Below are 10,758 nucleotides of genomic sequence, written 5' to 3' on the forward strand. Positions count from 1 at the left end.
TGATATGACACCAATCGCTTTTCCTCTTGATGCCACATCCCCCGAACCATTATCCTCTGCAGGTTCATCATTTCTATATGACCCGATTCGCTGAGGTGGTGTTGAAATCTCGGCAGACGTTTCTTCCTGATACCGGTTATCCATATTGGTTATGGACCCACGACTCTCATATCGTCTGTCATCTTCAGGAGTATCTTCATTATAATACCGTTCATGATGCTGATCATCCACAACGGTTGGTTCACTGCCCTCTTTCGCCAATTGCATTTCATCGTCGATACTGGAGTATTGATCTTTTTCCATCGCGCATCCCTCACTTTCGTTTGTGAAGCATTTATAGTGTATGTAAAAATTGCAGGAACCATCGTGAAAATGGTTTCATGTCTTGGAAATAAATACGGGTTTTTACCAAAGCTCTGAGGGGATATGTTACACTATTACAAGTATTGAAAATGAGGAGAGATTCATCATGAAAAAACGTTTTGGCATCGATATAGACGGGACTGTCACAAGACCTGATTCCATGGTCCCCTTTTTAAATAAAGCTTTTCAGCTGAATTTAGCTTATGAAGACATTACCGAATATGACTTATTCCCTTTCGTGAATGTTCCAAAAGAGGATTTTACTAAATGGTTCATTGAGACCGAACCACTCATCTATTCCGAATCATTATTGGCTGAGGGTGCGAAAGATGTATTGGAAAAATGGACAGAACAAGCCAACCTTTATTTCATCAGTGCCAGGAGCACCCGTCTATTGGATGTAACGAAGGATTGGTTCACGACTAATCAAGTCCTATATGATCATATAGAACTTGTAGGTTCACATGATAAGATTGCTGCAGCCAAAAAATTCGAAGTCGATCTCTTTTTAGAGGACAAGCACGATAACGCAGTGACGATTTCGGAAGAGTGTAAAATACCCGTGATTTTATTTAATACCCCCTACAACCAAGATCCCGTGCCTGAAAGGGTGATACGGGTCAACAATTGGCAAGAAGCCTCAGCCTGGGTGAATAATTGGATGTCAGGGAAAGTGGCGAGTATAAAATGAGACAAGAAAAAACCATTGACTGGAGGTCAATGGTTTTTATGCTTCCAAAGATACGCTACATGCGGGACAGCGTCCGTAAATTTCAAATTTATGCCCCGAAACATCGTATTCCTTCAAGCTTTCCTGAAGTTCCTGCATCGGGCACAGTTCGATTTCTTTCGTTTTTCCACAATTCAAACAGATGAAATGGTGATGGTGGGAAGAATGACCGCATGTAAAACGAAAACGCTTTTCCCCTTCCAACTCGGTCGCTTCAAAGATGCCAAGTTCGACAAATAAGGAAAGGTTCCTGTAAATCGTATCGAAGCTTAATCCTGGATAATCCTGCTTCATATTCTCCAATACATCTTTGGCCGTTAAATATTTATCACTGGAAGAGAAAAGCTGAAGCATTTCTTCCCTCTTTCCTGTATGCTTAAAACCTTTATCTTTTAAAAGTTGCATCGCAGTAGTTACGTTCAAAATACATCACCCCATCTATCGATTTTTCCACTTATCAAACAAAATTGACAAGATGAGAATTAGTACAGCTATTATTACAATGGTCCCACCAGGAGCGAGGTCAAGGTTGTATGATATGAATAATCCGCCAATGACAGAAACTTCACCGAATAATACCGAATAACCGATCATTTGCTTAAAGCCCTTCGCAAAGCGGAGACTAGCTGCTACCGGGAGCGTCATGAGCGAAGAAACAAGTAATATGCCAATGATTTTCATGGAAGCCGCAATGACCAGTGCGACCATGACAATAAAAATAAAATGTATCGCTTTATACGGTATTCCAGACGCTTTGGCATGCTCTTCATCAAAAGATAACAGAAATAATTCTTTATATAATAAGGTAAGCATCAAGGCTACGACTAACCCCACTGCCAAAATGACATACAGGTCCGCCCGGCTGACGGCACTGACACTGCCGAATAAATAACCATATAAATCGGTATTGAAACCATCTGCAATGGATATGAAAATGACACTAAGACCCATGCCTCCGGACATTATGATCGGGATTGCAAGCTCTTGGTAATGCTTGTACACCCCTCTTAATTTTTCAATGAATAATGAACCACCTACAGAAAACGCCATTCCAATATAAAGTGGATTCAATCCTGCTAAAGATAGAAAGCTCTTCTGCAGCAATAAACTAAACGCTATACCAGCAAGCGCTACATGACTGAGCGCATCGGAAATCATCGACATCCGCCTTACCACGACAAAAACGCCCACTAATGGCGCAATCGCTCCGATGATGATTCCGGTCAAGAATGCGTTCTGCAAAAATTCAAATTGCAATATCCCCGATATCATTGGGCTATCCTCCAAAACATATTAATGATCATGATTTAAAAATTGGACCCCATGTCCATAGATGGACGAGAGCTCACCTTCATCCAATTCATTATATTCACGGGCATCCCCATGAAAATGAAGCTTTTTATTCAAGCAGGCGACATGCGTGACTTTATCGGTCACAGTACCAACATCATGTGTTACTAAAATCAGGGTTATTCCTAATTTTTTATTCAACATCTCAAGCATTTCATAAAATTGATGGACGTTTTTTGAATCAACGCCAACCGTAGGTTCATCCAATATCATCAATTCCGGTTCGCTGACCAGTGAACGGGCAATGAATACCCTTTGCTGTTGGCCTCCGGACAATTCCCCGATATTACGGTTCTGATATTCAAGCATATCCACGGATTCCAGAGCCTTCTTCACCTTTTGCTTATCTTCTTTGCCTGCAAACTTAAACAAGCCAATTTTTTTGGTCAAACCGCTCTGAACCACTTCAAAAACAGTGGCAGGGAATCCTGAGTTGAAGGAATTCGCCTTTTGGGAAACGAACCCGACCTTTTGCCAATCTTTAAAGCGTCGTATGTCTTCCCCGAATATTTGAATTTTACCCTTTTGGAGCTTAAACAGACCAAGCAACAACTTCAAAAGCGTTGACTTACCGGATCCATTCGGCCCGACGATAGCTAAGAAGGCCCCTTTGGGAATTTCAAGTGAAACATGTTCCAGCACTAGATCTTTTGTATATTTGTAAGATATATCTTCAAATTTAACTATGGGGTTTACTACATTGTCCAAAGAGATCACCTATTTTTTAAGAATCATTACGATTAACAATCGTTAGTATAAATCAAAGAAGTCCAGTTGTAAAGAATCCGGTCTTCTTAACATGTGCCGATACACCCCGAAACACAAAAAATGTCATCTGAACCAATTTACCATAACCAAAACGAAGTTTCATGTTCACATCCGCCGGCCTCCTTCATATGTTTTAACAAAGGAGGAGATCGTTTGAAATTATTTGAAATGATGGTCAATCATAAAATCAACAATATACGCCCCGGTGAACTGCTTTCCCTTGCTAAACAGCATAAGGTTGCACTCACTCAAAAACAGGCACAGGATATCACTGTACTTCTAGCCGGTAAAAATATTAACATTTTTGATATACGTCAAAGACAGAACGTACTTGGTCAAATTACAAAAGTTGCCGGTGCAAGCACAGCCAGGGAGATAGAATCCCTCTTCAACAACCTTACTTCCACTTTTTAAAGATCTTATGCCTGTTGCTATTTGAGCATACTTAATCCAAATACAAAATGAAAGGACGATTCATCTTCATTTCAATGAATCGTCCTTTTCTATAATGATTATTGTTGGAACCTGATCTTTTCCAATAAATCTTCTTCAAATTGATTATTCTTGAACATATCAATTTCGAATTTATAAGGTGCCCTTTTGTCTTTTTTGTCTTCCCCTACATAAGGTGTTTCCAGGATTTTCGGAACAGTGCTTAATTGAGGATGGTGCACAATATCATTCAGCGCCTTAAAGCCAATATGACCAAATCCAATGTTTTCATGGCGGTCCTTACGGGCGCCGCGTTCGTTTTTGCTATCGTTTATATGAAGGACCTTGATACGATCAACACCGACCAATTTATCGAATTCATTCAGTACGCCATCAAAATCCTCGATGATGTTATATCCGGCATCATGAGTATGGCAAGTATCGAAGCATACCGATAATTTTTCATTATGGGTTACACCATCAATGATCATCGCCAGCTCCTCGAAAGACCTGCCACATTCAGAACCTTTACCCGCCATCGTTTCAAGGGCAATCTGAACTTTATCGTCGGCAGTCAGCACTTCATTCAAACCCTCAATGATTCTCTTGATCCCCAGTTCACTGCCTGCACCAACATGAGCACCTGGATGAAGTACGATTTGCCTTGCACCAATCGCTTCAGTCCGGTCGATTTCGCTGCGTAAAAAGTTGACTCCAAGCTCATATGTGGCTGGATTCGTGGTATTTCCTATGTTAATGATATATGGAGCATGGACTACGATATCGCTGATTCCATTCTCCTCCATATGCAGTCTTCCGGCTTCGATATTTAAATCCTCGATTTTTTTACGTCTTGTGTTTTGAGGGGCCCCTGTATAGATCATGAATGTGTTGGAGCCATACGAAGCGGCTTCTTGACTCGCAGCAAGAAGCATACCTTTCCCGCTCATTGAAACATGCGATCCAATCTTCAGCATCTGATTTCTCCCCTATTTCTTTCTCTGTATACGACGTTCGCGTTTTTTAAAGTTTTCCACATCTCGTTGAATTTTCTTCTTGTATCCTGGCTTAACTTTAGTTGGCTTCTTGACGTGCCTGCTCGCTTTAACATCAATATCAGATTTTTGTTTTTTACGGTTTTTTCGTTTATTACGTTCGTCGATATCAACCCAATCACCATTTTGGATATCGGCATCACGGAACTGAATGCCCATTTTTTCAAGGCGGTTCAATGAATCTTCATCGGAAGTATCGTATATGGTAGTGGCAATGCCTGAATATCCTGCACGAGCGGTCCTACCCGTCCTATGGATATAAAAGTCCAAGTCTGAAGGCAATTCATAGTTAATGATATGACTTACACCTTCAATATCGATTCCACGGGAAGCCAGATCTGTCGCAACGATGAATTGATACTCCAAATCATTGATTTGCTTCATCATTTTTTTACGCTCACGAGGCGTTAAATCCCCATGAATTCGGCCGACATTCAATCCTTTTTCGCTCAAGGAATTAGCCACATGATCCGCCATTTTCTTTGTGTTCGTGAAAACAATCGCCAAATATGGATTATAACGAACGATGATATCATGAAGTAACTGCTCTTTGTTACGGTGGCGAAGCGGTATAAGAACATGTTCAATTTTCGAAGCTGTCGCTTGCTTGGGATTTACTTGAACATACTTTGGATTCTCCATATATTTATTCAAAAACGGCTTCAATTTTTCTGGAATGGTTGCCGAAAAGACAAGCATTTGAATTTTTTCAGCCATACGTGATGCAAATAAATCGACATCTTCAATGAATCCCATGTCTAGCATAAGGTCCGCTTCATCGACTACAAGCATTTTAGCTGTATACACCTGTAATGCCTGAGCTTCAACCAAGTCCTTGATCCGGCCCGGGGTACCAATTACCAATTGTGGCTGTGTCTTCAATTTATCTATCATTCGCTGTTTATCAGTGCCACCGATGAAACAACGGACTTGAATCTGCTCATCCTCAGGGAAATGGTCAGCAATTTTCAAAGCTTCTTTGTAGATTTGGTTCGCTAACTCACGGGTTGGTGCGGAAATAATCGCTTGAACCTCATTTTTACCAGCATCAAGCCTGTTCATGATCGGCAGCAAATAGGAATGTGTCTTGCCTGTACCTGTTTGCGACTGGCCAATTAAGCTACTTCCCTTTAAAAGCGACGGAAGCACGCGCTCTTGAATTTCCGTCGGCTTATCGAACCCTAAAGTACGAACCGCATCTAGAATGTAGCTTTTCAAATTAAATCGTTCAAATTGATTTTGTTTCATCAAAAAACTCCTTTATCCTGTCAGTCATTAGACATGTCCTGTTATTATAATAAATTTTACACAAAAAGCGCAAGCGCCTGGGTTGCTCGTGAAGAAAATAGGGATTGCCCCATAATGGTCAGGCCATCTACTTTTTTCCCTGTGACCCATTTACTTAAATCACAAAAGCGCATGCGCTGAGGTTAGTTTTCTTAAAATGGACTCTTGCAAACGAAAAGCCCCTGTCCTGGTCATAGCGTATCCCCCGCAGACATGGAGCTAAAAAGACTACCGTTACCATCTTACCTTCTTTCCGGTTACTTCACAACTGCCCAGTCACTCTTTCCTCAAACCTTTTTTGCCGAGTTGCATAATTTATATAGAAGAGTACATCGCATATAAAAACTGAGGAGGTGAAACCTATGTTCCCAAACAGAAATCGTCAACCCGGACCCGGTTTTCAGCCACCCAATGGCCGAGGGATGCAGCAGCAGCCTGCTCCTTTCAGACAGCCACGGCAAATTCCCCATCCTTATCAGCAGATGCAGAGGCCGATGGTCCAAAACAGACCGCAGAGGCCACAGCCACAGGGACCTCAAGGTTTCCGAGGCCCTTTCTCCCAACCGCAGCGGCAGGAAATGCCGCCAGCAAAGAAAGAGGGGCTATTGTCAAAAATACTCGGTAAGTCGAAACAAAAAGGAGCTTCACCCAATTTGTTTGCGCCAGCCGCTTCCACTAACAAAAGTTCTTCAAGAAGCAGCGGAGGCGGTATTTTAGAAACATTAAAAAACCCCGATTCGCTTAATAATATGCTTTCCAACACGCAAAAAGTGTTGCAGGCCGCGGAACAATTCACGCCTATGGTGGAACAATACGGGCCAGTGATTAAAAATCTGCCTTCCATGTGGAAAGTTTTCAGGAGCATATCATCAGCCGATGAGACCAAGGATGCGGGAGCTACCGTTGAAAGCGGGCCAAAGGTTGAGGAACAAAAAAGCAGTGAAGTAAAAACAGATTCGAAGAAAAAAGATAAAGCTAAAGAAGCTAGCCCCATCGCCCAAGTTCGTACCGAAACGAAAAGGGAAAGATCATCCGGACCCAAGCTTTATATATAATGTCTGCAAAAATTTTTCCAATAACTGATTTTATGTAAATATGATGTTTTGTAATATCATCTATGGTCTTATATAATAGAAAGGTATAAAAAGTGGGAGTTTCTTGCCTTGAAGGAGGACACATAGATGAAAGTGATTAAAATTTCCCCGCGCGGCTATTGTTATGGCGTTGTCGATGCCATGGTCATCGCCCGAAATGCGGCTTTAGATAAAACCTTGCCACGTCCCATTTACATTTTAGGAATGATCGTGCATAACAAACATGTGACGGATGCGTTCGAAGAAGAAGGCATCATCACGTTGGACGGAAGCAACCGCAACGATATCATCGAACAGGTGGACAGCGGAACCGTCATCTTTACTGCTCACGGCGTTTCACCTGAGATTAGGAAGATCGCTGAGAAAAAAGGGCTTGTGACACTCGATGCAACATGTCCCGATGTTACCGCAACACATGACTTAATTCGGGAAAAACAAGCGGAAGGCTATCAAATCATTTATATTGGCAAAAAAGGGCATCCGGAACCAGAAGGTGCTGTCGGAGTTGCTCCTGATGTCGTTCACCTGGTTCAAAAGGATGAAGATGTGGAAGCCTTGACTTTGAATAGTGATAAGATCATCGTCACCAATCAAACAACGATGAGCCAATGGGATGTTTTGGATATCATGGATAAGGTCAAGGATAAATTCCCGCATGCCGAAGTCCATAAGGAAATTTGTTTAGCGACACAGGTTCGCCAAGAAGCGGTTGCCGAGCAAGCTGGCGAAGCTGATGTTTTAATCGTTGTCGGTGATCCCAAGAGTAATAATTCAAACCGTCTTGCACAAGTGTCCCAAGAGATTGCCGGCACGAGAGCTTATCGAATCGCTGACATTTCCGAGCTGAATCTTGAATGGCTAAAGGATGCAGAAACGGTTGCCGTCACTTCGGGGGCTTCTACACCAACTCCGATCACGAAGGAAGTCATCACATTTCTAGAGCAATATGAAGCAAATGATGAATCGACTTGGAATACAGAAAAGAAAACGCCTTTGCATAAGATTTTACCAAAGATTAAAGTGAAGAAATGATTGCACAAAAACAAAGGCAGCCACTAAGGGCTGCCTTTTTCGTGTTATTTAAATGAAGCGGAAAGGGTCTGTATTCAGCCGGGATGGAATGAATTCAACATCGTAGTTCTTTTCGCGGCACATTTTTTCAAGGATCCGTGCAACACCTTTTTTCATCACCTTTTCAACATTGTGGCCCGGGTCCACAATATTCAATCCAATCATCATCGCGTCATGGGCTGTATGGTAATACATATCACCTGTAACGTAAACATCAGCTCCCTTGAATTTCGCTGTCGTAAAGTATTTATTGCCGTCTCCGCCCAAAACGGCCACTTTTTTTATCGGACTTTGCAAATCTCCAACGACACGCACCCTTTCAACATCGAGAGTCCGCTTCACATGTTCGGAAAATTGTTCGAGTGTCATCTCTTCAGCAAGTACACCAACCTTTCCTAAGCCAAGAGACTCACCTTTGTTCTCCAGTTTATATATATCGTGAGCAACTTCTTCATATGGATGGGCTTTAATCATCGCAGCTAGCACTTTCTTCTCGATATTTTCCGGGAATATCGTTTCAATCCTCATTTCAGCTACCTCTTCAAGCTTACCTTTAGAGCCAATTACCGGTTCACTGCCTTCACCTGGCAAGAAGCGTCCGGTCCCTTCCCCGGAAAACGAACAATTGCTGTAGTTCCCGATCGCTCCGGCCCCTGCCTTACCCAGGGCATCCCTCACCTTTTGTTCGTCAGTCTTTGGAACATATACGACCAATTTCTTTAGAGCCGTCTCATAAGTCGGAATCAATACCTCTGTATCCTGCAATTGTAGCGCTTCGGCAAGTAAATCATTCACTCCGCCCTTAGCAACATCCAAATTGGTATGTGCAGCATAAACAGCGATATCATGTTTGATCAGCTTCTCGATGATTCGGCCTCCAGCTGCGTTTGTATCGATCTTTTTCAATGGTCGGTAAATAAGCGGATGGTGGGCGATGATCAATTCCACGCCATGTTCTATCGCTTCGTCTACAACCTCTTCCAGCACATCAAGGGCAATCAGCACTTTAGTAACCGGCTTATTGAGCTGCCCGACATGCAGCCCGATTGGATCTCCCTCCATTGCATAATGCTTTGGGGAGAATTGTTCAAACGTTTCAATGATTTCGTGGCCATTCACTGTCTTCACCCTTTAAGCACCTCCTCAATTACTGAAATCTGAGATCTTAATTCATTGCGCTTCGTTTCCAGTCCGCTTCTTCCGCTTTCATCCAATTGTTCGATGATTCTTTCCAAATGTTTTTTCTCAAGCTGCCATTTTTTTATGAAAATGTCACTGAATTGCTCTCTTAAGTATGGACCGAAAGTGAGGCCGGCTTGCTTGTTCACCCCATAAGGGCGGAGCGGTTCTCCTTTTTTCGCAATTAAGATCTCGTAGATTTTCCCATCTTCTTCAAGGATTTCCTCTCCACTAAGTTCCCAGCCGTTTTCGATTAACCAGCTGCGAACATTCGCTGCACCTACATTAGGCTGAAGGATAAGCCTTTCTGCCTTGCCGAGTTTTCCTTTTCCGCTTTCCAATATACTTGATATCAACGTCCCACCCATGCCTGCAATCGTAATGCATGTCGCTTCATCAGGATTCAATACTTCAAGCCCGTCTCCTTTACGGACTTCTATCTTGTCCCCAAGCCCCGTCATTGCCACTTGCTTGCGTGCTGACTGATAGGGACCTTCTACAACCTCACCTGCTATAGCACTGTCACACAAGCCGTTAGTCACCGCATAGCACGGTAAGTAAGCATGGTCTGAACCTATATCTGCTAGAATGCTTCCTTTTGGTATATGTATGGCAACACGTTCTAATCTCATCGATAGTTTTTCATGATTCATATTTATCAACTCTCTTAATTCAAATAATGTCTTACTATAATAAGTTTCCCATTCGATTATACCAAGTTCAATCGAAAAATTACAGATAGGAGAAATGGGGCCCTTTCTATCAGTTGGCAAAAGAAATCTTCCACCTGGAATCTCCCTTTTCCGAAAAATGAAAAACTGACTCAAAAAGCTCGCTTTCCAACGATTTCTTGAGTCAGTTTCATGACTTATTTCAGTCCATGAATATATTCGGCCATGGCGTCAATATTCTGTTCTTCGACTAGACCTGGCGGCATTGCACCTCGTCCATTAGTGATCACTTCTTTAACCTCGTCCACCGACAGACGATCGCCAACTCCTTTTAGGGCAGGCCCTACACCGCCTTGATAGGCGTCACCATGACAAGAGATACAGTTTTGCTTATAAATGTCCTCAGGTGATGCTGAGGCATTTTCTGTTTCTTCTGTCTTTTCGCCGCCCTCTTTTTCCTTAGCAAGATCTTTGGCATCACCCAAACCTTTAAACGAAAGTAAAAACATAAGTCCAATACCAAAAACCATGATAATAATAAAAGGCATTACTGGATTGCGATTCATAGTATTCCCTCCCCTATGTAGAACCTAAACTTACCATAATTAATATTATATACAAACAACTATATATTATTTTACTTGAAAAGAGTTTCAAGTAAAAGCCCAAAAATAGAAGATATTATATAATTTCTTAAAATTGTCAAAAACTTATGTATATTTCCAAACATTTTACTTTTTCTTACATATGTTCATAGT

13 protein-coding genes are annotated in these 10,758 nt (G+C 42.0%); 4 read left to right on the forward strand and 9 right to left on the reverse strand.

The features are described 5' to 3' along the window. Positions 1-303 (reverse strand): hypothetical protein (locus ACFVSH_RS18220; RefSeq protein ID WP_387707193.1); only part of this gene is annotated, 303 nt, incomplete at its 3' end. A 166-nt stretch (positions 304-469) separates the two neighbouring features. On the opposite strand from ACFVSH_RS18220, the gene ACFVSH_RS18225 reads away from it, so the two are divergent. Next, a complete protein-coding gene (locus tag ACFVSH_RS18225; protein ID WP_387597999.1) occupies positions 470-1,054 on the forward strand; it encodes a 5' nucleotidase, NT5C type in 585 nt (194 codons plus the stop codon). A gap of 36 nt (positions 1,055-1,090) precedes the next feature. Here the strand turns inward: ACFVSH_RS18225 and ACFVSH_RS18230 are convergent, their stop codons facing one another. From ACFVSH_RS18230 to ACFVSH_RS18240, 3 genes are read right to left on the reverse strand one after another with little or no spacing between them, the layout of a single operon-like run. Continuing rightward, positions 1,091-1,516: a Fur family transcriptional regulator gene (locus tag ACFVSH_RS18230; RefSeq protein ID WP_214806778.1), complete on the reverse strand. Its 426-nt coding sequence runs from the start codon at positions 1,514-1,516 to the stop codon at positions 1,091-1,093. 15 nt (positions 1,517-1,531) lie between these two features. After that, positions 1,532-2,365 carry a metal ABC transporter permease gene (locus tag ACFVSH_RS18235; RefSeq protein WP_137019139.1) on the reverse strand — a complete coding sequence of 278 codons (834 nt, stop codon included), beginning with the start codon at positions 2,363-2,365 and terminating at the stop codon, positions 1,532-1,534. A 21-nt stretch (positions 2,366-2,386) separates the two neighbouring features. Next, on the reverse strand, positions 2,387-3,151 hold the full coding sequence (locus tag ACFVSH_RS18240) for a metal ABC transporter ATP-binding protein (protein WP_387598003.1): 765 nt from the start codon (positions 3,149-3,151) through the stop codon (positions 2,387-2,389). A gap of 213 nt (positions 3,152-3,364) precedes the next feature. Between ACFVSH_RS18240 and ACFVSH_RS18245 the strand changes: the two genes are divergently transcribed. Then, positions 3,365-3,625, forward strand: a complete 261-nt coding sequence (locus ACFVSH_RS18245) for a DUF2624 domain-containing protein (protein ID WP_260284714.1) — start codon at positions 3,365-3,367, stop codon at positions 3,623-3,625. A gap of 98 nt (positions 3,626-3,723) precedes the next feature. Here the strand turns inward: ACFVSH_RS18245 and ACFVSH_RS18250 are convergent, their stop codons facing one another. Both ACFVSH_RS18250 and ACFVSH_RS18255 read right to left on the reverse strand, forming a co-directional pair. Then, the gene (locus tag ACFVSH_RS18250) at positions 3,724-4,620 is read right to left on the reverse strand and encodes a deoxyribonuclease IV (RefSeq protein ID WP_387598007.1); all 897 of its coding nucleotides are present in this window, start codon (positions 4,618-4,620) and stop codon (positions 3,724-3,726) included. A gap of 12 nt (positions 4,621-4,632) precedes the next feature. Continuing rightward, a complete protein-coding gene (locus tag ACFVSH_RS18255) occupies positions 4,633-5,946 on the reverse strand; it encodes a DEAD/DEAH box helicase (protein WP_098369785.1) in 1,314 nt (437 codons plus the stop codon). Between the two features lie 401 nt (positions 5,947-6,347). Here ACFVSH_RS18255 and vrrA point away from each other — a divergent pair, with 401 nt between their 5' ends. Both vrrA and ACFVSH_RS18265 read left to right on the forward strand, forming a co-directional pair. Beyond that, positions 6,348-7,040 carry a VrrA/YqfQ family protein gene (vrrA, locus tag ACFVSH_RS18260; protein ID WP_387598011.1) on the forward strand — a complete coding sequence of 231 codons (693 nt, stop codon included), beginning with the start codon at positions 6,348-6,350 and terminating at the stop codon, positions 7,038-7,040. A gap of 126 nt (positions 7,041-7,166) precedes the next feature. Beyond that, entirely contained in the window at positions 7,167-8,111 is a 945-nt protein-coding gene (locus tag ACFVSH_RS18265; RefSeq protein WP_387598014.1) for a 4-hydroxy-3-methylbut-2-enyl diphosphate reductase, read from the forward strand. Positions 8,112-8,159: 48 nt separating this feature from the next. Here ACFVSH_RS18265 and ACFVSH_RS18270 read toward each other — a convergent pair whose 3' ends face one another. From ACFVSH_RS18270 to cccA, 3 genes are all read right to left on the reverse strand, one after another. Next, positions 8,160-9,278 carry a Nif3-like dinuclear metal center hexameric protein gene (locus ACFVSH_RS18270; protein ID WP_387598017.1) on the reverse strand — a complete coding sequence of 373 codons (1,119 nt, stop codon included), beginning with the start codon at positions 9,276-9,278 and terminating at the stop codon, positions 8,160-8,162. Beyond that, positions 9,275-9,982, reverse strand: coding sequence for a tRNA (adenine(22)-N(1))-methyltransferase (locus ACFVSH_RS18275; RefSeq protein WP_192205583.1), 708 nt, complete (start codon positions 9,980-9,982; stop codon positions 9,275-9,277). The genes ACFVSH_RS18270 and ACFVSH_RS18275 overlap by 4 nt, the downstream gene beginning before the upstream one ends. Positions 9,983-10,197: 215 nt before the next feature. Next, positions 10,198-10,566, reverse strand: coding sequence for a cytochrome c550 (gene cccA, locus ACFVSH_RS18280; RefSeq protein ID WP_260284719.1), 369 nt, complete (start codon positions 10,564-10,566; stop codon positions 10,198-10,200). Between the last annotated feature and the right edge of the window lie 192 nt (positions 10,567-10,758).

Source organism: Peribacillus sp. NPDC058002, assembly GCF_042886655.1.
In the GTDB taxonomy this organism is placed as follows: Bacteria; Bacillota; Bacilli; order Bacillales; family DSM-1321; genus Peribacillus; species Peribacillus aracenensis.

Bases quoted from the DNA above. Each gene is read 5' to 3' on its own strand.
- ACFVSH_RS18225 (WP_387597999.1), top strand. From the start codon at position 470: ATGAAAAAACGTTTTGGCATCGATATAGACGGGACTGTCACAAGACCT.
- ACFVSH_RS18235 (WP_137019139.1), bottom strand. From the start codon at position 2,365: ATGATATCGGGGATATTGCAATTTGAATTTTTGCAGAACGCATTCTTG.
- ACFVSH_RS18250 (WP_387598007.1), bottom strand. From the start codon at position 4,620: ATGCTGAAGATTGGATCGCATGTTTCAATGAGCGGGAAAGGTATGCTT.
- ACFVSH_RS18255 (WP_098369785.1), bottom strand. From the start codon at position 5,946: ATGAAACAAAATCAATTTGAACGATTTAATTTGAAAAGCTACATTCTA.
- vrrA (WP_387598011.1), top strand. From the start codon at position 6,348: ATGTTCCCAAACAGAAATCGTCAACCCGGACCCGGTTTTCAGCCACCC.
- ACFVSH_RS18265 (WP_387598014.1), top strand. From the start codon at position 7,167: ATGAAAGTGATTAAAATTTCCCCGCGCGGCTATTGTTATGGCGTTGTC.
- ACFVSH_RS18275 (WP_192205583.1), bottom strand. From the start codon at position 9,982: ATGAATCATGAAAAACTATCGATGAGATTAGAACGTGTTGCCATACAT.
- cccA (WP_260284719.1), bottom strand. From the start codon at position 10,566: ATGAATCGCAATCCAGTAATGCCTTTTATTATTATCATGGTTTTTGGT.